The organism is Variovorax paradoxus B4 (genome assembly GCF_000463015.1).
Taxonomy (GTDB): Bacteria; Pseudomonadota; Gammaproteobacteria; order Burkholderiales; family Burkholderiaceae_C; genus Variovorax; species Variovorax paradoxus_E.
In genome coordinates this window covers 143,584-164,792 of sequence record NC_022234.1, presented here as the reverse complement: position 1 = coordinate 164,792, position 21,209 = coordinate 143,584, and the positions used below count along the sequence as shown (strand labels likewise).

26 protein-coding genes are annotated in these 21,209 nt (G+C 65.2%); 15 read left to right on the top strand and 11 right to left on the bottom strand.

Annotated elements, in window-relative coordinates; genetic code table 11:
• The first annotated feature begins 111 nt into the window (after positions 1–111).
• On the top strand, positions 112–312 hold the full coding sequence (locus VAPA_RS27925; protein ID WP_021003566.1) for a hypothetical protein: 201 nt from the start codon (positions 112–114) through the stop codon (positions 310–312).
• A gap of 141 nt (positions 313–453) precedes the next feature.
• Positions 454–900 (top strand): SRPBCC family protein, encoded by a 447-nt coding sequence (locus VAPA_RS27920; protein ID WP_021003565.1) that lies wholly within the window; start codon positions 454–456, stop codon positions 898–900.
• Between the two features lie 11 nt (positions 901–911).
• On the opposite strand, the gene VAPA_RS27915 is transcribed toward VAPA_RS27920, so the two are convergent.
• Positions 912–1,661, bottom strand: coding sequence for a TerC family protein (locus tag VAPA_RS27915; protein ID WP_041946649.1), 750 nt, complete (start codon positions 1,659–1,661; stop codon positions 912–914).
• 191 nt (positions 1,662–1,852) lie between these two features.
• Between VAPA_RS27915 and VAPA_RS27910 the strand changes: the two genes are divergently transcribed.
• The 5 genes from VAPA_RS27910 (at position 1,853) to VAPA_RS27890 (ending at position 5,200) form a co-directional block, all read left to right on the top strand.
• Positions 1,853–2,221 (top strand): hypothetical protein, encoded by a 369-nt coding sequence (locus tag VAPA_RS27910; RefSeq protein WP_021003563.1) that lies wholly within the window; start codon positions 1,853–1,855, stop codon positions 2,219–2,221.
• 60 nt (positions 2,222–2,281) lie between these two features.
• Positions 2,282–2,695, top strand: a complete 414-nt coding sequence (locus VAPA_RS27905; protein ID WP_021003562.1) for a GNAT family N-acetyltransferase — start codon at positions 2,282–2,284, stop codon at positions 2,693–2,695.
• 79 nt (positions 2,696–2,774) lie between these two features.
• The gene (locus VAPA_RS27900; protein WP_329604104.1) at positions 2,775–3,329 is read left to right on the top strand and encodes a P-loop nucleotide/nucleoside kinase family protein; all 555 of its coding nucleotides are present in this window, start codon (positions 2,775–2,777) and stop codon (positions 3,327–3,329) included.
• A gap of 148 nt (positions 3,330–3,477) precedes the next feature.
• Entirely contained in the window at positions 3,478–3,900 is a 423-nt protein-coding gene (locus tag VAPA_RS27895) for a VOC family protein (RefSeq protein WP_021003560.1), read from the top strand.
• 175 nt (positions 3,901–4,075) lie between these two features.
• A complete protein-coding gene (locus VAPA_RS27890; protein WP_021003559.1) occupies positions 4,076–5,200 on the top strand; it encodes a 3-deoxy-7-phosphoheptulonate synthase in 1,125 nt (374 codons plus the stop codon).
• A 166-nt stretch (positions 5,201–5,366) separates the two neighbouring features.
• Here the strand turns inward: VAPA_RS27890 and VAPA_RS34615 are convergent, their stop codons facing one another.
• The gene (locus tag VAPA_RS34615) at positions 5,367–5,519 is read right to left on the bottom strand and encodes a hypothetical protein (RefSeq protein ID WP_155248130.1); all 153 of its coding nucleotides are present in this window, start codon (positions 5,517–5,519) and stop codon (positions 5,367–5,369) included.
• A gap of 119 nt (positions 5,520–5,638) precedes the next feature.
• Between VAPA_RS34615 and VAPA_RS35635 the strand changes: the two genes are divergently transcribed.
• A complete protein-coding gene (locus VAPA_RS35635) occupies positions 5,639–6,493 on the top strand; it encodes an acyl-CoA thioester hydrolase/BAAT C-terminal domain-containing protein (protein WP_413470493.1) in 855 nt (284 codons plus the stop codon).
• Between the two features lie 295 nt (positions 6,494–6,788).
• Here VAPA_RS35635 and VAPA_RS27880 read toward each other — a convergent pair whose 3' ends face one another.
• Complete coding sequence (locus VAPA_RS27880) at positions 6,789–7,673, bottom strand: AraC family transcriptional regulator (RefSeq protein ID WP_021003558.1); 885 nt, start codon at positions 7,671–7,673, stop codon at positions 6,789–6,791.
• A gap of 136 nt (positions 7,674–7,809) precedes the next feature.
• On the opposite strand from VAPA_RS27880, the gene VAPA_RS27875 reads away from it, so the two are divergent.
• From VAPA_RS27875 to VAPA_RS27855, 5 genes are all read left to right on the top strand, one after another.
• A complete protein-coding gene (locus VAPA_RS27875; RefSeq protein WP_021003557.1) occupies positions 7,810–8,562 on the top strand; it encodes an SDR family NAD(P)-dependent oxidoreductase in 753 nt (250 codons plus the stop codon).
• Positions 8,563–8,577: 15 nt separating this feature from the next.
• On the top strand, positions 8,578–8,979 hold the full coding sequence (locus VAPA_RS27870) for a VOC family protein (RefSeq protein WP_021003556.1): 402 nt from the start codon (positions 8,578–8,580) through the stop codon (positions 8,977–8,979).
• Positions 8,976–9,968: a saccharopine dehydrogenase NADP-binding domain-containing protein gene (locus tag VAPA_RS27865; RefSeq protein ID WP_021003555.1), complete on the top strand. Its 993-nt coding sequence runs from the start codon at positions 8,976–8,978 to the stop codon at positions 9,966–9,968. The genes VAPA_RS27870 and VAPA_RS27865 overlap by 4 nt, the downstream gene beginning before the upstream one ends.
• 148 nt (positions 9,969–10,116) lie before the next feature.
• On the top strand, positions 10,117–10,599 hold the full coding sequence (locus VAPA_RS27860; protein ID WP_021003554.1) for a nuclear transport factor 2 family protein: 483 nt from the start codon (positions 10,117–10,119) through the stop codon (positions 10,597–10,599).
• A gap of 540 nt (positions 10,600–11,139) precedes the next feature.
• Positions 11,140–12,588: an IS1182 family transposase gene (locus VAPA_RS27855; protein WP_021003553.1), complete on the top strand. Its 1,449-nt coding sequence runs from the start codon at positions 11,140–11,142 to the stop codon at positions 12,586–12,588.
• 673 nt (positions 12,589–13,261) lie between these two features.
• Here the strand turns inward: VAPA_RS27855 and VAPA_RS27850 are convergent.
• The gene (locus VAPA_RS27850) at positions 13,262–13,690 is read right to left on the bottom strand and encodes a hypothetical protein (protein WP_021003552.1); all 429 of its coding nucleotides are present in this window, start codon (positions 13,688–13,690) and stop codon (positions 13,262–13,264) included.
• Positions 13,691–13,789: 99 nt separating this feature from the next.
• Positions 13,790–14,269 carry a VOC family protein gene (locus VAPA_RS27845; RefSeq protein ID WP_021003551.1) on the bottom strand — a complete coding sequence of 160 codons (480 nt, stop codon included), beginning with the start codon at positions 14,267–14,269 and terminating at the stop codon, positions 13,790–13,792.
• 98 nt (positions 14,270–14,367) lie between these two features.
• On the opposite strand from VAPA_RS27845, the gene VAPA_RS27840 reads away from it, so the two are divergent.
• Both VAPA_RS27840 and VAPA_RS27835 read left to right on the top strand, forming a co-directional pair.
• Positions 14,368–14,862 carry a helix-turn-helix transcriptional regulator gene (locus VAPA_RS27840; protein WP_021003550.1) on the top strand — a complete coding sequence of 165 codons (495 nt, stop codon included), beginning with the start codon at positions 14,368–14,370 and terminating at the stop codon, positions 14,860–14,862.
• Positions 14,859–15,266, top strand: a complete 408-nt coding sequence (locus VAPA_RS27835; protein ID WP_021003549.1) for a VOC family protein — start codon at positions 14,859–14,861, stop codon at positions 15,264–15,266. The genes VAPA_RS27840 and VAPA_RS27835 overlap by 4 nt, the downstream gene beginning before the upstream one ends.
• A 21-nt stretch (positions 15,267–15,287) precedes the next feature.
• On the opposite strand, the gene VAPA_RS27830 is transcribed toward VAPA_RS27835, so the two are convergent.
• Genes VAPA_RS27830 through VAPA_RS27805 form a run of 6 tightly spaced genes read right to left on the bottom strand, consistent with a single transcriptional unit; the run spans position 15,288 to position 21,192 of the window.
• Positions 15,288–15,980, bottom strand: coding sequence for a substrate-binding domain-containing protein (locus VAPA_RS27830; RefSeq protein WP_021003548.1), 693 nt, complete (start codon positions 15,978–15,980; stop codon positions 15,288–15,290).
• The gene (locus VAPA_RS27825; RefSeq protein WP_021003547.1) at positions 15,977–16,882 is read right to left on the bottom strand and encodes a DUF1932 domain-containing protein; all 906 of its coding nucleotides are present in this window, start codon (positions 16,880–16,882) and stop codon (positions 15,977–15,979) included. Before VAPA_RS27825 ends, VAPA_RS27830 begins: the two co-directional genes overlap by 4 nt.
• 17 nt (positions 16,883–16,899) lie before the next feature.
• Positions 16,900–17,895, bottom strand: coding sequence for a Bug family tripartite tricarboxylate transporter substrate binding protein (locus VAPA_RS27820; RefSeq protein ID WP_021003546.1), 996 nt, complete (start codon positions 17,893–17,895; stop codon positions 16,900–16,902).
• Positions 17,896–17,899: 4 nt separating this feature from the next.
• The gene (locus VAPA_RS27815; protein WP_021003545.1) at positions 17,900–18,883 is read right to left on the bottom strand and encodes a Bug family tripartite tricarboxylate transporter substrate binding protein; all 984 of its coding nucleotides are present in this window, start codon (positions 18,881–18,883) and stop codon (positions 17,900–17,902) included.
• On the bottom strand, positions 18,880–20,187 hold the full coding sequence (locus VAPA_RS27810) for a gallate dioxygenase (RefSeq protein WP_021003544.1): 1,308 nt from the start codon (positions 20,185–20,187) through the stop codon (positions 18,880–18,882). The genes VAPA_RS27815 and VAPA_RS27810 overlap by 4 nt, the downstream gene beginning before the upstream one ends.
• Positions 20,188–20,211: 24 nt before the next feature.
• A complete protein-coding gene (locus VAPA_RS27805; protein WP_021003543.1) occupies positions 20,212–21,192 on the bottom strand; it encodes a Bug family tripartite tricarboxylate transporter substrate binding protein in 981 nt (326 codons plus the stop codon).
• Positions 21,193–21,209: the final 17 nt, after the last annotated feature.

Genomic DNA, 21,209 nt, shown 5'->3' with positions numbered 1-21,209 from the left:
CTCCTGCGCAAAGTACCGCATTTGCCGGCGCGCACTTGTAGGATCGCCGCCATCCCGGAAAGCATGCCCATGCGGCCAGCGCTCCACCATTCCCCGTCCGCCTCGAATCGAATGAAGCAAATCTGCGTCAACTGGCGTTCGAGCGTCGTCCACGACGAGGACGACGAGCACTGCGACGATGGCCTGTGGGTGCCCGAAACCCCGGCGGCGCGCAGGGAGGCCCAGGTGATCTGCGAGGTTCAGAACGCGATCTACGGGCACGGGTCGCACTGGATCGAGGAGCGCGAGGCTCTTCTTCTGCGCTCCGCCTGACCAGAGCGCGCAGGCCCGACTGCGAACTTTTGGCCTCAAAAAATTCTTATCGCGCGGCGCTACAGTTCGCTGTCGATTTTCCGCAGCCTCGTTCGTCGTGTCAGTTGAGGGTCATCCTCTGCACTTCAGGAGAACACAGCCATGGCTACCAACACCGTCCGTCTGCACCGCGTGCTGCGCGCCCCACCGGAGCGGCTCTACCGTGCCTTCGTCGAACCCAGTGCCTTCGAGCGCTGGCTGCCACCGTTCGGATTCACCGGCAAGGTCCACAGCATGGAGCCCGTGGTCGGGGGTGCCTGGCGCATGTCCTTCACCGCTTTTGGCAGCGGCCACAGCCACTCGTTCGGCGGGAAGTACCTGGAGCTTATCCCCGGCCAGCGCATTGCCTACGACGCGGCCTTCGACGACCCCAACCTGCCGGGCACCATGAAGACCACCGTGACGCTGACGCCCGTGTCCTGCGGCACCGACATGTCCGTCGTGCAAGAAGGCATCCCCGAAGTGATTCCCGTGGAGATGTGCTACCTGGGCTGGCAGGAGTCGCTTGTCGCGCTCGCCCAACTGGTCGAGCCCGAGATTTCCGGCTGAGAAGCCAGGCTTCAGTCGCCCGGAATATGGGGCGGGTGCAGCTCCACGGGTTTGGCTGATTTCTTGCGCAGCCGGATGTTGAGCATCTCCACGGCCAGCGAGAAGGCCATCGCAAAGTACACGTAGCCCTTGGGCACGTGATGCCCGAAGCCCTCCGCCACAAGAACCACGCCCACCACCACCAGGAAGGCCAGCGCCAGCATCTTGATGGTGGGATGGTTCGAGACGAAGCGCCCGATGGGGCCGGCGAACAGCATCATGAGCAACACGGACACGATCACCGCAGCGATCATGACCCGCACGTCATCCACCATTCCGACCGCGGTGATGATCGAGTCCAGCGAGAACACCAGATCGATGACCATGATCTGGAGGATGACGGAGGCGAAGGTGGCCTTGACGGCGCTGGACTTCTGCTCGTGGCCGCCCTCCAGCGACTGGTGGACCTCGCTCGTGCTCTTCCAGATCAGGAACAGCCCGCCCAGGATCAGTATCAGGTCTCGCCCAGAAATGTCCTTGCCAAGCACCGAGAAAAACGGAGCGACCAGCCCCACGATCCAGGCGAGCACCAACAGCAGCCCGATGCGCATGAACATGGCCATGAACAGTCCGGTCCGGCGTGCGAATTCGCGCTTGGCGGCCGGCAGCTTGTCGACCAGGATCGAGATGAAGATGATGTTGTCGATGCCCAGCACGAGCTCGAGCGCGGTCAGGGTCGCAAAGGCGATCCAGACCTGGGGATCCGTCAGCAGTTCAAGCACGGAAGATCTTTCGGCACGGCAGCGCCGGCAAAAAAAGAAGGGTTGGAAGCAGGAACGAAGTCTGCCATGCGGCTTCCCGAGGGTTTTCGTGTGACATCTTGAAATGTTCTTCACCGAAGCGATGTGTGCGATCTTGCGCAGCCGAACGTTGGAAGAGGCATCGGGACCATTCCCATATCTCAGGAGACGAGATGACTTTTCCTCGAACCGTCCTCAAGCTGGCTCTCTCGGGCACGATTGCCGCAGGCGCTCTTTTCGGCGTGGCCGCCGCAACCGCGGGCACAAGCTGGTCCATCGGCGTGTCGCTGCCCGGCGTGGTGGTGAGCGAACCGGCACCGGTGTACTACGAACCCGCGCCGGTGTACTCGCGGCCGGCCCCCGTCTACTACCAGCCGGCGCCACCGGTGCGCTACCAGCCGCCCGCTTACGTTGCACCCGCCCCCGTTTACTACGAGCCGGGGCCGAGCTGGGAAGAACGCCGCGCGGAGCGCCGCGAATGGCGCCGCCGTGAATGGGAGCGCCGCGAGCACTACCGCCACTATCGCGAAGATCGGGACTGATCGCAGTCGCACGAACGGCTACAGTCGACCTCGATGCCTTTCAATTCTCGAGGAGCGGGTATGCAGATTCGCAGCGCTGTGGCTTCCGATGCCGATGCGGTTCATCGCCTTCTTTCGGCCAACGGATGGGCACACCGGATCGCCGGCCTCGAGCACCTCGGCCAGCTGATCTCGGCGTCGCAGCAGGCGGTGATTGCGTTGGCAGATGATGGTGAGATCATCGGGTTTGCACGCGCCATCAGCGATGGCATGTCCAACGGATACCTGTCGATGGTCGTGGTTGCCGAGCCGTTCCGTCGGCAAGGCATCGGGCAAGCGCTGGTCCAACACGTCTTGGGGTCGGAGACGGACATCACATGGGTGCTGCGGGCAGGCAGGTCGGGTGCCGCCGAGTTCTTCGCCAAGCTGGGCTTCAGCCCTTCGTCGGTCGCGATGGAGCGGCCGCGGGGGCAACGCCTGCGCATCGAGGTTTGATCCTGCTGCACAGCCTGAGCTCGTCGCGCTGCTTCAGCAGAAGGCCGGTCGACATCTTCACCAGCGGGGAATCACGCGCATGGCGAACCCGGTGCTGATTGTTCTCGGCGGGCTGCCGGGCACCGGCAAGACCACCATTGCGCGCGAACTCGTTGCCCGTTCGCCCTGCACCTATCTGCGCATCGACACCATCGAGCAGGCGCTCATGAAATCGAGCTCCCTCGAGGAGGTTGGCCCCGCAGGCTACGTCGTTGCCTGCGAGCTTGCCGGATCCATCCTCGCGCTTGGCATGTCAGTGGTCGCCGATTGCGTCAATCCACTCCCGGTCACCCGCGAAGCATGGCGCGCGGTGGCAACGGGCACATCCTCGGGCTTGCTCGAGGTTGAAATCGTGTGCTCTGACCAGGCCGAACACCGCAGGCGCGTGGAGAGCCGGACGACCGACATTCCGGGCCTCATTCCGCCGACGTGGGAAGCGGTTATGCGCCACGAATACGAGACCTGGACCACGAGCCGCCTGGTCATCGATTCGGCGCTCGTCGGCGCGAGCGAGGCGGCCCACCTGATTATGGAGCGGTCGCGCGGCCAGTTGCGGGCGAGTGAACGGCCTACATCCGGCTGCGAGCGAGGCTGATCAGCATGTACTTCGAGAGGCATACGGTGGCCCTTCGGCATGACCCATTCCTGCCGCTGCGACGTGCGAGGCGCTGCGGGCATTTCCATTTCGCGCTGAACTCGGGCGTGCAGCCTGATCCGGGCAACATCGTTTCTTGGAGACCTTCATGCAACCAAGAATCACCGTCATCACCCTTGGCGTCGAGGATCTGGAGAGAGCCGTCGCTTTCTATCGCGACGGGCTCGGCCTGCCTACCGTCGGCATCGTGGGCCAGGAGTTCGAAAACGGCGCCGTCGCCTTCTTCGACCTGCAGGACGGGCTCAAACTCGCCGTGTGGCCGCGCTCGAGCATCGCCGCCGATGCCGGCCTCGCGCTGCGCGCAGGCGGGCCGCTTGAATTCACCCTCGGGCACAACGTCGCGTCGAAGGCCGACGTGGACGCGGTGATGCAGCAAGCCACGAGGGCCGGTGCCACCGTGGTGAAAACTGCGGCGGACACTTTCTACGGTGGATACGCCGGCTACTTCATGGACCCGGACGGGCACCTGTGGGAGGCGGTCTACAACCCCCAGTTGCTACCCAAAGGTTGAAGCTGCGTGGGGACTCCCCGTTCCCACGTCGCCGCTTGCTTCCATTGCCCGCCGGCGCGGTGGTTGCATATCTCCGGCTCTGCCACAAGCGCATGCGTCGAACGCGTGTCGGCCGGGGGCGCCTTCGAGAGGACAATCGAAGAAACTCCGTTCGAAATCACAGCCTGCCACGACCATGCCCCGCCTCGACGACCCCCTCCACGACGCCGAAATCGGCTCCCGCGACAGCACGCTCGACACCACCCGGATCGACGACGTGCGCATCGGCGCCGTTCGCCCGCTCATCACCCCTGCCTTGCTGCAGGAACGCGTGCCCGTGCGCGACAACACGCTGGCGCTGGTCGAAGGCAGCCGTGCGGCGATCGCCGACGTGCTGCACGGTCGCGACGACCGGCTGGTCGTGGTGGTCGGCCCATGCTCCATCCACGACCACGACCAGGCCATTGAATACGCACAGCGTCTGAAGACCGTTGCCGATTCCCTGCAGGACGACCTGCTGATCGTGATGCGTGCCTACTTCGAGAAGCCGCGCACCACCGTGGGCTGGAAAGGCTACATCAATGACCCGCACCTGGACGGCAGCTTCGCGATCAACGAAGGGCTGGAGCGCGCGCGGCGCCTGCTGCTCGAGCTGACCACTCTGGGCCTGCCGACCGGCACCGAGTTCCTCGACCTGTTGAGCCCCCAGTTCATTGCCGACCTGATCGCCTGGGGTGCCATCGGGGCTCGCACCACCGAAAGCCAAAGCCATCGGCAGCTGGCCTCGGGCCTGAGCTGCCCCGTCGGGTTCAAGAACGGCACGGATGGGGGCGTCAAGGTTGCGGCCGACGCCATCCTCGCGGCCCGTGCGCCGCATGCCTTCATGGGCATGACCAAGATGGGCATGGCGGCAATTTTCGAGACTCGCGGCAACGACGACTGCCATGTGATCCTGCGCGGTGGCAAGGCACCCAACTATTCGGCCGCGGATATCGCGGCCAGCTGCGAGGCGCTGCTCGCGAACGGCCTGCGGCCCCAGGTCATGGTCGACGTCTCGCACGGCAACAGCAGCAAGCAGCATCAGCGGCAGATCGTGGTCGCCGAAGACGTGGCGGCGCAGATCGCGGCCGGCGAGCGGCGCATCACAGGCATCATGATCGAGAGCCAACTCGAGGAAGGACGGCAGGACCTGAAGCCAGGCGTCCCGCTGAAGCACGGTGTCTCGATCACCGACGCCTGCATCGGCTTTGCCCAGACGGTGCCGGTGCTCGAAGGTCTGGCTTCGGCGGTCAAGGCGCGGCGGCGCCTGTCGAAGGTGTGAGGCTGGAGGGTGCCAACCCGGATCATGAAGTTCGACACACTGCCCAAGACATGTCTCGTCGACGAGACCCTTGTGGTTCGCGTCCTGGAGCTTCAAGCCGGCACTCGAGTCACCCCGAAGCTCTGGAGTGGCTTCAATAATGTCGTTCTGCTGTCCAGCGCCACCTTCACCGCAACGCACTGCCCAGGGGGAAGAAGGCACACCGCCCATCTTCCACGCCGTCACACGTGTCTTCCTCGGACCGTCCGTCGTATCGCGGGACATCAAGGTCGATGGACTCGTCGACCGAATGTTCGAGCTCGAGCAGCCGGGCCTGCATCGGGCGGTACTTATGGTTGAAGCTTCCAACGGCGGTTTGGGCTGGTCTCATGAGATAGCGGCCTTGCTGGCCTCCCGCGGGTATGCGGCACTGGCGCTGGCGTACTTCGCCGCCGAAGGATTGCCGCCCACGCTCGACCGCATTCCGATCGAGTACTTCGGCACGCGCTGGAATGGATGTCGGCACAACCCGGTGTCTCGGCAAAGCACCTGGCGGTTGTGGGTGTCTCGCGAGGCGGAGGGCTGGCATTGCTGCTCAGTGCGACCTTCCTCAGCATTCGCGCGGTTGTCGCCTATCTCCCCAGCGGCATCGTGTGGCCGGCTTACCCGCCGAGTTGTCACGGCGCATGGACGCTGAGCGGCAAAGAGATCCCGTACGCAGACACCCTCTCTTGCGACCCATGGCGCAGGCCATCGTCCACCGTCATCAAACCGAGCAAGTTCGACTGCTACCTTGTTCCATTGGAGGACGCCGACCACGCGGCCAGGACGTCCATCCCGGTGGAGCACATCAACGGGCCGGCCCTCCTGATTGTTGGCGCCGGCCGAAATTTGACCCACCCGGGGTGCGGTTGCCGGAACTGGTCGCTTGGCTGGCGGGAGTCTCTCCCGACGTTGTGCATCCGCTCGAGATCGACTGGCTGGCGAGTCGCTCGCAGCAACCCCGACCTAAACGCCGCTTCATTGCTCCGCCGCCTGGCGGAGGTGTCGCCCAACACAGCCGCCGAGAACTACAACGCCATTCACACAGGAAGTCTTTCGGAGCATGACCTGCGCGAAAAAGTTCATTGGTTGGACACGCGGGAGCGACGGCCCGTAAGCGTTCAAGGCAGCGAGCACCATGTCGAGTTGCGACTTGACGATGGATTCAACCACCATGCGTGGATACTCTTCGATGACCTCTGGGCATCGTCGCACCCAGAGCTAGCACTCTCTATCTTGCGGTTCTCCGGGCCACTCGACGTGAACTTGTAGTCGCTGTCGGTCCACTGCGGACATTCACTACGCCTCTCCAAATCACGCCCCTGAGCGTCCGCGCTCAACAGCGAGCTGGGATATCCGCTCCCGATATCTGGGGGGCGAAGTTGCCCTACACAGCTTCGTCGGCGGGACCGCCGTCCGGCCCTCGGACTGAAGACACTAATTCGCCACGCCGTCGTGCCGGTGTTCATTGCGCCCGTTCTGACCGGGTGCCACTCGGCCGCCCAGGGTCAGCTGCCCCCCCCGACCTTCGGCGCTGAGTCCGTCCAAGCATTGGAGAGAGTAGAAATCATCCGCGAAGACCAGTCTGCAAGCGCGATGAATCCCGCCCGGGAGGCAGCCCGAACTCCCTGGCGTACTCGCGACTGAACTGCGTGGCACTTTCGTAGCCAACCTCGAGCGCGGCGGATGTAACGCTACTGCCTTTCGAAATCAGCAGAGTTCGCGCCTGCAGCAGCCGGACCCGCTTCTGGTACTGCAGCGGGCTCAGAGATGTCACGGCCTTGAAGTGCCGATGGAATGCCGAGGTGCTCATCGCAGCCTTGTCGGCCAGGAATTCCACGCGCAATGGTTCTGCAAAGTCGCGACGAATCAGCTCGATCGCCAGATTGACGCGTGACATGGCGGAATCCGGTGTAGCGATGTCGCGCAGCATGCGCCCGTGAGGCCCCTGGAGCACCCGGTAGAGGATCTCGCGTTCGTACGCTGGCGCCAGCGCAGCAATGTCCCCTGGCCGCTCCATGAGCCGAAGCATGCGCACCCACGCGTCCATCAGTTCGCTGGTGACCGCAGCGACCGAGAACCCGACAGGCCGCGCCTCGCTGTCGGCAGATTCAGGCAAGTCGGAAAGCAGGGTCGAGATCACTGCAGAGTCCAGCAGGAGCGCGACCGCCAAGTACGGCTCTCCAGACGCAGATGGGTTGACGACACCCGCCGCAGGCAGCCCGACCGACATGACGAAGTAAGTGGCGGGGTCGTAGTGCAATGTCGTGTCGCCGATCGCCATCGACTTGCTGCCCCTCAGGATCAGGTTGACCATGGGCTCGTAGACGGCATTCAACTCGTGCTCCGGAATCTTGCCTTGGACCATCGCAACACGGGGAATGCCCGTTTCGGTCAACCGATTCTCTGCCCGGGACGCCAGCGCGCGCAATTCTTCGAGTTGAGTTTTCATGCGGTCGATCAGACCGGATTTTCGCGTGACCCGCAAGACGAAAAGCAGGATCAGGCAGGTTCGAGGTCGGAAAAGGCAGGCCCGGATGCGCCCTGCGCCCTAACGTCCATCCATCGCGAACTCAACGGAGAAACACATGGGCATCGTCATCATCACCGGCGCCAGTCGAGGCATCGGCGCCAGCACCGCAGTCCAGGCCGCCCAGCACGGCATGGGCGTCATCCTCACCTACAACAGCAATCCCTCGGGCGCCGACAAGATCGTGCGCGCCGTCGAGGCCGAAGGCGGCAAGGCCGTGGCCATCGGACTGGACGTGAGCAAGGTCGGTACCTTTGCGGCCTTTCGCGCCGATGTAGCCAAAGCGCTCAGCGCGACATGGGGCCGCGACCGGTTCGATGGTCTCGTCAACAACGCCGGCTACGGCCTGTTCAATCCGATCGAGACAGTCACCGAAGCAGAATTCGACGGATTGCTGAACGTCCATCTCAAGGGCCCGTTCTTCCTCACGCAGGCGCTTCTGCCATTGATGGCCGACGGCGCGAGCATCGTCAACATGGCGAGTGCGACCAGCCGTGTGGCCACCCCGGGCGTGGCGCCGTACGCTTCGTTCAAGGGAGGTCTCGAAGTGCTGACCCGCTACATGGCCAAAGAATTCGCCCCGCGTCGCATCCGTGCGAACTCGGTCGCGCCAGGCCCGATCCGCACCGACATGACCAGCGAGGCGCTGGACCAGAACCCGGAGTGGGTGGCGATGCTCGCGGGGCAGACCGCGCTCGGCCGGATCGGCGAGCCCGAGGATGTCAGCCGTGTCGTGGTCAACCTGCTGTCCGCCGACAGCGGCTGGGTCAACGCGCAGAACATCGAAGTGGCCGGCGGCTACAACATCTGAGCGAAGGACGCCGCCATGCTCGACCACGTATTTCTGTCCGTGCGGGACGTCGCCCGCTCCGTCGTGTTCTACACAGCCGCCTTGTCGCCGCTGGGCATCGTCAATCGTCTGGACTACGACGGCAGGCAAGGACCACCCGGACATCCCGACCTCAAGGGATTCGGCGCCGACGGCCGAATGTTCTTCTGGCTGCGCGAAGGTAGGTCCGACGGGAGCTCGACGCACGTCGGCTTCGTGGCATCCAGCAAGGACGCTGTCGATGCGGCGTACGCGGCCGCAATGGCCGCCGGAGCGACGGACAACGGTGCCCCAGCGGCCCGCCTGCACTACGACCCACGCTACTACGCCGCCAATGTGCTGGACCTCGACGGCTACAGCCTCGAGTTCGTCTACAAGAGCTGGCAGCACCACGCATGACGAACACGCTCATGATCTACGGCGCTGCGGGCTACAACGGGCGCATGGCGGTGGCGCAGGCGAAGGCGCTCGGCCTCGAGACGATCCTCGCCGGACGCGAGGAACAGGTTCTTGCCAAACTCGCCTCGGAGTCGGGCTTGCCTTACCGCGTGTTCCCGCTCGACGACGCGGCAACCGTGGCTGCTCGGCTGGCGGGCGTGAACGTGCTCCTGAATTGCGCAGGCCCCTTCATGCGCACAGCAGAGCCGCTGATGCGAGGCGCGATTCGCTGCGGCGCCCATTACCTCGACATCGCCGCCGAGATGGACAGCTACCGGTTGGCCGAGGCACTCCATGAAGAGGCCGTTCTCGCAGGGGTGATGCTCGTGCCCGGTGGTGGGGGCAGCGTGGCGATGCTGGGCTGTCTGGCGGAACACGCCATGAAGCGTGTGACGAGGCCGGGCAAGGTGAGCATCGCGCTGCATGTATCGGGCAGCATGTCGCGCGGCTCTGCGACCAGCGCCGCGCAGAACCTCACCCCCGAATGCCTGGCGCGGGTCGACGGAGTGCTGGTGCCGCGCGATCCGCGGGACATCCGGCAATTCGACTTCGGCAAGGGAATGGTCGATTGCTTCCCGGTGACCTTGCCCGACCTGGTGACGATCTGGCGCGCCAGTGGCACACCAAACATCGAGACTTTCGTGCACGTGTCCGGCGCTGCCTTCCCCACAGCCGACCATTCCACCCTGCCTGACGGTCCCAGCGCCGAACAGCGCGACGCCAACCGCTACCAAGCATCGGTGGTCGTTACCGGTGTCGACGGCGAGTCGGTGAGTTCGCTGCTCGACACGGTGAACGGGTACTCGTTCACACCCATGGCTGCGGCTGAGGCGGCACGGCGCATGCTGCTCGGCGACGTACGACCGGGTTTCCAAGTGCCGGCGAGGCACTTCGGGGCGGGCTTTGCGGTGACCATCGCCGACACTCGCATCACGGACGTTCCAACATGAAGGCCCCGACCCTAGGCCGCCGAACCGACTACGTTTCGCCTTGCACGCGGCGTGACATCACTCCATCTCCGCGGGCAACAGCGTCGCGGCGACCTGAGGAGACTTACTCGGGTCAATTCTGGAAAACACAAACTTCAAGGAGTTCGACATGAACAATCACAATACCCAACGAGAATGCACCGTAGGGGACGTCGCGGACAAGGTTGCCGTGGCGGAAGCGCTCTATCGATTCGCAGCCGGCATCGATCTCCGCGACAAAGAACTTCTGACAGCGTCGTTGGCGCTGGACTCGGTCTCCGACTTCAGGCTCGCGGCGGCAAGAGCAGGGTTCGACTATCCGGTTCTCACGGGACGGGAGACCATCGTCAGCGCGCTCCTGACATCGCTCGCTCAACTAGACACCACGCACTCTGTCAGCAACCCGCGGGTGACCATCGACGGGGATACGGCAAAGCTGGAGGCGATGGTTGAAGCGCAACATGTGCCACGCAAGGACCACTCGCGCCACTATCTCATGAAGAACCGCTACGACGTCGAACTCGTGCGGCACGAGGGAACCTGGGTCATCCAACGTTCAACCGTGGACAACGTGTGGCGCACTGGCGATGTGACGGTGATGTCCGGCGTATAGCTCTTGCGATGTCCGCCATAGGGGGCGGTCGGGGTCCGCTATGGTTAAGGGTTGTCCGACACCTGCCCGTGCAACACCACGAGCCCGCGCACGACAACGGCCTGAGGGCAGGTGTTGGACAAGCCTCTAAGGAGGAAACCGCGAAATGCTCTGCGGCGGACTGGGAAGGCTACGGGCCTATGGGGATTCGGGACGCGTGGCCCGATCGCACCCCTCTCGGCAGTTGCACTGTGGGCATTGCGAGAGTCGCCATAGTGGCCTCCGGCATTGCTATCGGCGGCAGGCTTGGCGTTGCTACTGTTCTCAAAGTGGTTCACATCACCAATGGGCGCAGTCGTCTCCTGCACAATGATGGCGTACCTCGTGCTTGCGGCCTTCGTCGACAGATATGTGGGCCGGCTTGCGGCAGCGGTGATGCTTTGGATGTATGCCCGCTCGTTGTGAATGTGAAGGCAGCACCCGGCCGAGGTTGTGTGAAAACACTTCGTTGATCGCTTCGCTCCAAATAAAATCTGCCGACCCGTCAGAGCGAGGTGGCGCATGAAGCGATTCATCGAAGGCGAAGACCGACAGCAGGTCGCGTTGTTGCCGGAATGTCTTGATGACTATATCGGCGAAGACAACCCGGTGCGAGTGGTCGACGCCTTCGTCGAGGAACTGGATCTTCAGGCACTCGGCTTCAAAGGCGCAGACCCCGCTGCCACCGGTCGGCCTGCGTACCACCCGGCGGTGCTGCTCAAGCTCTACATCTACGGCTACCTGAACCGCATCCAGTCCAGCCGGCGTCTGGAGCGCGAGGCCCAGCGCAACGTCGAGTTGATGTGGCTCACCGGCAGGCTGGCGCCGGACTTCAAGACCATTGCCGACTTCCGTCACGACAACGGCGCGGGTATCCGCAACGTCTGCAAACGCTTCGTGGGCATGTGCCGGGAGCTCAAGCTGTTCACGCAGGCCATCGTGGCCATCGATGGCAGCAAGTTCAAGGCGGTCAACAGCCGGGATCGCAACGTCACGCCGGCCAAGATCGATGCGCGCCAGCGGCAGATCGAGCAGAGCATTCAACGCTACCTCGACGCGCTGGAAACCGCCGACCGCACGCAGCCCGCGGAGGTCGAGGCCAAGACCGAGCGGCTGCAGGACAAGATCAAGAGGTTGCGCGAACAGATGCGCCAGCTCGACGAGACCAAGGAGCAACTGAAGCACGAGCCCGACGGCCAGCGCTCCACCACCGATCCCGATTCACGCTCGATGAATTCGCAGGCCAAGGGCTCGGGCCTGGTGGGCTACAACGTGCAGGCGGCCGTCGATGCCAAGCACCATCTGATCATGGCCCACGAGGTAACGAACATCGGCAATGACCGAGCCCAACTGAGCAAGATGGCGCAGGCCGCGCGCGAGGCGATGGGTAAAAGCAGGCTGCGCGTCTTCGCTGACCGCGGGTACTTCAACGGCACTGAGCTCAAGGCCTGTGAAGACGTTGGCATCACAACCTTCGTGCCCAAGCCGATGACCTCGGGCGCCAAGGCCCAGGGGCGCTTCGACAAGAGCGACTTCATCTACATCGCCAAGGATGACCAGTACCAGTGTCCAGCAGGCGAGCGCGCCATCTATCGGTTCAACACGATAGAGGGGAATGGCCTCAACGCACGCGTCTACTGGACCAGCGCTTGCCCTCGTTGCTCCATGAAAGATGAGTGCACGACCAGCGACTACCGGCGCATCCGTCGATGGGAACACGAAGAGGTTCTGGAGCGCGTCCAGCGGCGGCTGGACAGGAAACTTGACGCCATGACCTTGCGACGACGCACTGTGGAGCACGTGTTCGGTACGCTGAAACACTGGATGGGGTCCACCCACTTCCTGACGAAGACGCTGGCGCACGTCAGCACCGAGATGAGCCTGCACGTGCTGGCACATAACCTCAAGCGGGTGATGCGAATCCTGGGGATCGCGAAGACGATGAAGGCGATGCAGCTGGTGGGGGCGTGAGCCTCTCAAATGCAGCCTTACCGACATGCGGTGCTTCAGCGCACATCAAACGCAGTCATTCTCGACAGCCCGCCTACTGGCTGTCCATCGAGGCCCACAAGGCATCAACAGCACGAGAGTTCGGCATACTGGCGCGACGAGGGCGTTTCCACACAGCCTCGGCCGACTGTAGCCTGTCGCGCTCATCTGAGCTTCGGGCCCGAAGGCGACATTCGGCTTTCTCCAAAGCCGACGCTCAATCGCCGTCGTGTTGTTTCACCGCCTGCGGCAGACCGACGAGCAGGGTCGCCCATTGGGGGTGTTCCAGCGCCGGAACATGTCTTTGACTGATTGGAACTTGGCCAAGTAGGGAAGTGCGTGCCTGTTCAATGCAGGCAGAACCGCCCGAGAGAGCGCGGCATCAAGTGCGTTGCGGTCTCGAGATGAGAAGCGAGATGCTCCGCCTCCCACCCCCCCCAGCTTCGCATTGAGGCCGGCCGCCTGCTCCGTGGGGATGCCTACGAAGTCTGGAAAGTCGGTCCACTGCTCCGAACCGAGCAATGGGGTCCCAGGAAAGACCATGACCTCGAACTCACAACCGCCAGACCGTTGAGCGAAATGGATGAAGTGGAAAAGGTCTTCGTGAAATGCGCACCCTGGCAGACGCCAATCGAGACATCGCCATTGGCGCAGCCTATGCCGCTTGCGTGCTCAACGTGACACGAAACAGCGCGTCGTCCCGAAACTCGTAGTGCCGTGTGTTGGACCCAAAATCGCCTTTGACCCACCACTTCTCCCCAGGGCTTTCCCTGAAAGAAATTCCCTCCCGCGTGAAGCCCTGCTTCGCCTCATCGAAGCTCTCATATAAGGGGACGCCCGCTTCGTCACGCGCGATAGGCCTAAAACCCTCGCTGGCCGCGATATAGAGAAACACAACGTCTAGTTTCTGGTTTTGGTCGAATCGGAGTTGAAAACCGGACGCTTGTGCTGCAGCCCAATAAACATCCTCCAGGTTCTCGTGTGTTCGGTCGAAGTCGTAGACGACTTGCATGTCCTGCACCTCCAACACTTCGACAACCTCGTCGTCCTTCAACTGCCGCCCCAGCAGCGACGCGAAATCCATAGCACTTCCCTTGCTAGAAAAGGAAACCTTGCTCGTTAGTCCAGGGCCTCACAGGACTGGATTTGACCGCACGGTGAAGGTCCGGTTCTGGCCGCCTCCTCAGCCGCGCCGAGCCGCATCGATCGCAGCGATGTCGATCCTTCTCATCTCCATCATGGCTTCGAACGCGCGCTTCGCGACCGCTCGATCGGGATCGGTGATCGCGGCCGTCAGGGCGCGTGGTGTGATCTGCCACGACAGTCCCCACTTGTCCTTGCACCAGCCGCACGCGCTTTCCTGGCCGCCGTTATCGACAATCGCATTCCACAAGCGGTCCGTTTCGGCCTGGTCGTCGGTCGCGACCTGGAACGAGAAAGCCTCGTCGTGCCTGAACGCCGGGCCTCCGTTCAGGCCGAGACAAGGAATGCCCATCACCGTGAACTCGACCGTCAGGACATCGCCCTCTTTCCCCGAGGGATAGTCGCCGGGCGCGCGATGGACGGCGCCCACCGCGCTGTCCGGGAAGGTCTCGGCGTAGAACTTGGCGGCATCCAAGGCGGTGCCGTCATACCAAAGACAAATCGTGTTCTTGCTGATCATCTTGGGTCTCCTGAATTGGACAGATACGAACGCCTGTTACGATCCCCGGCAGGATAGCGCCTCCGGCCGCTGCACGGCGCGTCCCCGATAATTTTGCGATGGCCATCCACTCGATCAATCAGGATCCCTCGCTGCTGCGGCGGCTGCTGCGCGCCAAAGACCGGATGGACGCCGCATCGCACGAGGAGTGGCCCGTCGGGCGGCTGGCGCAGGTGAGCGGCGTGTCGGAGGCCCACTTCGCGCGATCGTTCAAACAGGCCTTCGGCATCCCGCCGCATCGGTACCTGCTCACGCGGCGCATCGAACGGGCGATGGCACTGCTGCGCGACAGCGATCTGCCCATCACCGACATCGCCTTCGAGACGGGGTGGGCCAGCCTGGGCACCTTCGGGCGCACTTTCCGCGACATCACGGGCGACAGCCCGAGCGCGGTCCGCTCGCGCGCGAAAGCGACGCCGCACGAGCTCGGCCGCGTACCCGTCTGCATCGTCAGCGCCGCGCATCGGCCCGGCCTCACGATCGCAGTTTCGGAGAAGCGGCGCCTGGCGGCAGACGGTACAAACGGGCCCGAACAACAACAGGAGATCCCATGAATCAGGGCATTGAAGTCGTCGGTCTGTACGTGCACGACCAAGACGAAGCGCTTGCGTTTTATGTCGAGAAGCTCGGTTTCCGCGTCCACACGGACGTGGGAAACGGGGACTACCGCTGGCTCACGGTGCAGCACCCGGACCAGCCGTCGTTCCAGCTCGGCCTGTTCACGCCCGGGCCGCCGGTGCTCGATGCGGCCACGGCGCAGGCCGTGCGCGCCATCGTGGCCAAGGGCGCGATGCCGCCGCTCGTTCTGACGGTCGACGACTGCCGCGCCGCCTACGCCCGGTTGCTTGCGCTGGGAGTGGAGTTCACGCAGGAGCCGGTGGATCGCTACGGCACCGTGGACGCGGGCTTTCGCGATCCATCGGGGAACGGGTGGAAGATGATCCAGGGGCGCGGCTGATGAGCCACCGCCGAACACGCCTCAGGCCGGCGCCATGCCATGCCGGCGCTTGGCGTCGGCGCTGTCCGCCGAACGCATGAATTCGAGCAGCGCGCGCACTGCGGCCGGCTGGGCACAGCCGACAACCGGCGCGGCGGAAAAGACCGTGGTGATCTGAACCTCCGGCGGCAAGGGACCGATCAGATCGATGCCTTCGATGCCGATCAGCTCGCTCCATTGCTGGAACCCCAGGGCGGCATCGCCGCGTGCGAGCAGCGAGCCGACCGGCACGCCGGGCGGCGCCTGCACCAGGCGGTCGCGGATCTCGTCGGCCATGCCCCAGCGCTCGAACAATGCCATCAAGGCGACACCGCTCGGTCCGGTCGAGTACGCGATGCCGGACGCAGCCCGGACCGCGCTGCGCAGCGCGTCTTCGGTGGAAATATCGGGATGCACCGCGCCCGCAGGCACCGCCACGGCCACGCCCGAATGCACCAGGTCGACCTTGCCGGCGGCATCGAGCCTGCCCTGTGCGACGAGCTTGTCGATCGCGTCCGAGGCCAGCACCACCACGTCGAAGGGCTCGCCCGTGGACACGCGCCGCGCAGCCTCGACACCGCCAATCGCCAGGAAGGCGGCCGGCACACCGGTGCGTTGCGCATGGGCGGCCACAAGCTCATCCAGCAAGCCCCGGGTCGCCATCGAGCAGAGGCCCTGGATCGTCGGCGCCGTCATTTTTCGCCGCCCTGCCCTGCGCCGATCAGGCGGTCGGCGTAGTCCTGCCACGGGCTCTTGCCGTCCAGTCCGTCGAAGAGGCCGGTGCGTGCCTGTTGGGCGACCCAGTCCTGCTTGTCTGCAATGGCCGCCGCCATGAACGGCTCGAAGCCGGTCTCGCGAACGGTCTGCGCTGCTTCGCGCATTTCTTCCGCGCGCCGCTTGCCATGCTGCACGACGCGGCTGAAGAAGTAGGCGCCCTGCCGCTCCCAGTCGATCTGCGGGAAGGTCTCCGCGAGCGTGGGCAGCACATGTGCCTCCACGCCGTAGCGCCGCGCCGTGGTGTAGCTTTCGATGACCAGCGCCTCCAGTCCCTTGATCATGATGCTGCGGCTCATCTTGATGGCCGACGCCACGCCGAGCCGCTCGCTCACGGCGCGTGCGTCCATGCCCCATGCGCACAGCGTGGCCGCCAGTGCCTCGGCCTGGGCGCCGCCCAGCAGCATGGGCACGCGGATGCCGTAGGGCGGCACCGAGGTCATCACGCCGGCTTCCACATAGCCGACGCCGGCGGCTTCGAGCACGGCGCCGGCCCGCTGCTTGGTGCCGGGCGAGGCCGAATTGAGATCGAGAAAGCGCATGCCCACTCGCGCATGCCGCGCCGCCTCCTCGGCCACCGCGAAGGTGCTGGATGCGGTCACGGCCGAGATCAGCAGATCGGCGGCGGCGCACAGGGCCTGCATGCCCGAGGCAACGCGCAGGCCGTCGGCTTCGGCGGCAGCCCTTGCAGCCGCGCCGCCGTCGGAGTCGGCGAATTTCAGGTCCCAGGCCCAGACCGTCTCGATGCCTTCCTTGTGCAGCAGGCCGCGGCCGAAGATGCCTCCCACTTCGCCGTAGCCGACGATGCCCAATGCGATGCCCATGTGTGTCCCCTTGCTGTTCAATCGACGGTGATGCGGGCCGACTTGATCACGCGCTCCCAGCGCACGATCTCGCTCGCGATCAGCTGGCCGAAGGCCTGCGGCGTGGCGGGCGTGGCCTCGGCGCCCTCGGCCGCCAGGCGCGCCCTGACCTCCGCCGAGTCGAGCGAGAGGTTGATCTGCTGGTTGATCATCGCGACGATCGGCGCGGGCATGCCGGCCGGCGCCACCACACCGTACCACTGGTCGGCCTCGAAGTCGCTGGTGCCGGCCACGCCGCTCTCGGCCACCGTGGGCACGTCGGGCAGCAGCGCGATGCGGCGCGGGCTCGACACCGCCAGCGCACGGAGCTTCCCCGCCTTGATGTGCGGCAGCAGCGCGGGCGCTCCGGTGAAAAGCGCCTGCAGCTGGCCCGCCAGCAGGTCGTTCACGGCCGGCGCGGTGCCACGGTAGGGAATGTGCAGCAGCGAGGCGCCGGTCTGCAGCTTGAGGTATTCCATCGCGATGTGCGCCGCGCTGCCGTTGCCGCCGGAGCCGTAGGCCAGCTGGCCGGGCCTGGCCTTGGCCAGCGCCACCAGCTCGGCCAGCGTGCGCGCCGGCACCGACGCATGGACCACGAGCACGTTCGGCACCCGTGCGACCCATGCCACGGGCACGAAGCTGCGCAGCGGGTGGTAGCCGAGCTTCGGGTAAAGAGACGGGTTGATGGCCAGCGTACCGATGTGCCCCATCAGCAGCGTGTAGCCGTCCGCGGGCGCCTTCGCGACCTTCTCCGCGCCGACGGAGCCGCCCGCGCCGGGCACGTTGTCGATCACCACCGCCTGGTTCCACGCGCGGCCCAGCTCCTGCCCGATGCCGCGCGCCAGCACGTCGGTGGAGCCGCCGGGCGTGAACGGAACGACGAGGTGCGGCGGATGGTCCGGATAGGTCTCGGCTGCAGCGCTGCGGCTCGCGAGCCAGAGCGCGCTGCCTGCGGACCAGACGCAGGCCTGGCGACGGGTGATGCCGGTTGTCATGGCGTCAATCGGGCTTGATGTTGGCTTCGCGGATCAGCTTGCCGTAGCGCGCCGCATCGGTCTTGAGCAGCTTGTCGAATTGCGCCGCCGGTCCGGGCAAGGCAACGCCGCCTGCCGCGGCGAGCTGGTCGCGCACTTCGGGCGATTGGAGCGCCTTCTGCACCGCGTCGTGCAGCTTGTCGAGCACCGGCTGCGGGAGCCTGGCGGGCGCAACGAATCCATACCAGACGCTGGACTCGAAGCCCGGATAGCCCGACTCGGCCACCGTCGGCACACCCGGGAGCACCGCGGCGCGCTCGCTGCTCATCACCGCCAGCACCTTCAGCTTGCCCGACTTCGCGAGCGGCAGCACCTCGAGCGCGTTGACCGCCACCACGTCGACATGCCCGCCCAGCACGTCCGTGATGGCCTGCGCGCCGCCCTTGTAGGGCACGTGGCGCAGCGAGAGGCCGGCCGTATGCTGGAACAGTTCCATCGCGAGATGCGGCGTGGACCCGTTGCCCGGCGTGGCCACCGTGACGCCGCCCGGCCTGGCCTTGGCCGCTGCCACCAACTCGGGCAGCGTCCTGATGGCCGAGCCTTCGCGCACCGTGAACACCACGGGCACGCGGCCGACCGAAGCGACCGGTGTCAGATCGCGCTCGAGGTCGTAGGGCGCGGGCTCGAAGAGCGACGGGTTCACTGCCAGCGCGTTGGCCGCGAGCAGCAGCGTGTAGCCGTCGGGCGGGCTCGCGATGAGCGCCTTCACCGCGATGTTGGTCCCCGCGCCCGGCTTGTTCTCCACCACCACCGGCTGGCCGAGGATGGCCGACATGCGCTGGCCGACCGAGCGCGCGATGGCGTCGACCGCACCGCCGGCGCTGTAGCCGACCAGGATCTTGATGGGCTTGGAGGGATAGGCATCGGCGGCGCTGGCGTGCACCGGGGCGCCGAGCGCCAGCGCACTTGCCAGCGTCAGAAAGTGGCGGCGGATCAGAGTTGTCTTCATTGTCTTGCGGAGTGAGGGGATTTCTCGTCCCAGGTTTGTGGCGCCGCGTCCTTGCCGGCCACCGAATACAGCGCGGCGGGCGCGTTGCGTGTCTGCTGGAATTCCTCCAGCGATTGGCCGCGCATGGCGGCATAGATGTGCAGGTTCGACACCCCGAGCACCGCGCCCAGCTTCTCGAGCATGAAGAAAATCACGCCGTAGCGGATGAGCCCGCGCCAGTCGCGCCGGCGCACCAGCTCGCGCTCCTGCGGCGCCAGGCCGGCCGCTTCGAACGCCGCTTCTTCATCGGCGAGGAAACGCGCACGATGGTCCGGGCGCGTCATGCCGTGCAGGAACTTGTTGAGTCTGTACGCGCGCACGCTGGTCTCGAGCGTGAACGGATAGGAGCCCTCGAGCGCCTCGATGCCCGCGAGCTGCTGGTCCATGTGGCGCCGGTGCCGCTGCACCTCGCCGGCCACGGGCGGGCTCGCGAGGTTCTCGTAGATCGCGGTGGCGATGCCGGTCATCGACGGCAGGTAGTAGCTCTGGTGCGTCTTGCGCACGTTGGACGACAGCGCGCCGCGCATCACCAGCCACATGATCACTTCCGCGCCTTCCATGCCGCCCAGCGTGGCCAGCTCGGCCTGCGTCATCTCGGTGAGCCGCACGGGGTCGTTCTCGATCAGGTCGAGGAACTGCGCGTCCCAGGCCGTGTTGTTGAAGCCCGCGCGCTCGCCATGCACCTGGTGCGACAGCCCGCCCGTGGCCACGATGGCCACGTCCAGGTCGTCCGGATAGCTCTCGATGGCGCGGCGCAGGGCCTGCCCCAGACGCCAGCAGCGCCGCGCCGACGGCACGGGCGACTGCAGCACGCCGACCTGCAGCGGGATGACCGGCGTTGGCCACTCGGGCTCGTGCGGGCACAGCAAGGACATCGGCGAGAACACGCCATGATCCAGCGCCCGGTCCTGGAAGAAGGATATGTCGAACTCGTCGGCCACCAGCGAGCAGCCGACGTGCTGCGCGAGCGCCGGGTGACCCTTCAGTGCAGGCAGGTCGCGCGCCCCGCCGCCCTCGTCGGCCACTTCGTGCCGCTCGCCCACGCCGAGCGAGAACGCCGAGTAGTGGTCGAAGAAGAACGAGCTGACGTGGTCGTTGTAGATGAAGAAGAGCACGTCGGGCTTGCGCTCTGCGAGCCAGCGCTGCACGGGCGCGAAGGCCTCGAAGATGGGCGCCCACACCGGGTCCTGCTGCTTCTTCTTGTCGAAGGCGAAGCCGATGGTGGGCGTGTGCGAGCACGCGACGGCGCCGATGATGCGAGCCATGAGTTTTTTTCCTCTGCCTTGCCGTCAGTCGAGCGACACCTTGGCGTTCCTGATCACCGCCGCATAGCGCGCCGACTCCCTCTGCACGAACTGCTGGAACTGCTCGCGCGCGACCGGGAAAGCCTCGTAGCCGAAAGCCTCGTACTTGGCCTTGAAGTCCGCCTCGGCCAGCGCCTTCTCGACATCGCGCCGGATCTTGTCGGAGACGGCGCGCGGCAGGCCGGCGGGTGCCGCGATCGTGGTCCAGCCGGTGACTTCGAAACCGGCCGGCCCGCCCGATTCGTCCACGGTCGGCACATTGGGGAAAGCCGGATGGCGCTGCGGCGCCGCCACCGCCAGGTAGCGCAGCTTGCCGGCCTGCAGCAGCGCGCGGGTGCTGCCCAGCGTGCCCAGTGCAAAAGACAGTTCCTGCGTCGCCACGCCGGTGTAGAGCTGCGTGGTTTCCTTGTAGATGACGTGCGCCATCGAAGCTCCGGTGGTCGATTCGAAGAGTGCCGAGCCCAGGTGCACCGGGTTCCCGATCGACCACGAGCCGTAGTTCAGCTTGGCCGGATTGGCCTTGGCGTCGACCACGATCTGGCCGACCGACTTGTACTTGCTGTCGGTCGCCACCGTGAAGAAGAAGTTGGTGCGAAACAGCGGATCGATCTGCTCGAAATCGCGCACCGGGTCGTAGGGCAGCTTCTTGAACAGGTGCGGATAGGCGACCAGGTGCACGTTGTCGAGCTGGATCAGGTCATGGCCGTCGGTAGCGCCGCGCTTGAAGGCATCGATGGCGATGAAGCCGTTGCCGCCCGGGCGGTTCTCCACGGTCACCGGCTTTCCCCACGCACGGCTGAGCTTGTCGGCCAGCAGCCGCACCACGCCCTCGGGGCCGCTGCCGACGGGGAACGGCGTGATGATGCGCACCGGCCGGGCGGGATAGTCCTGCGCATGGGCCGGCGCCGCGGCCAGCGAGAAGACGGCGGCTGCAAAGGCCGCCAGGGTGCCGAGCTTGTTCTTCATGATGTCTCCTGTCCTTC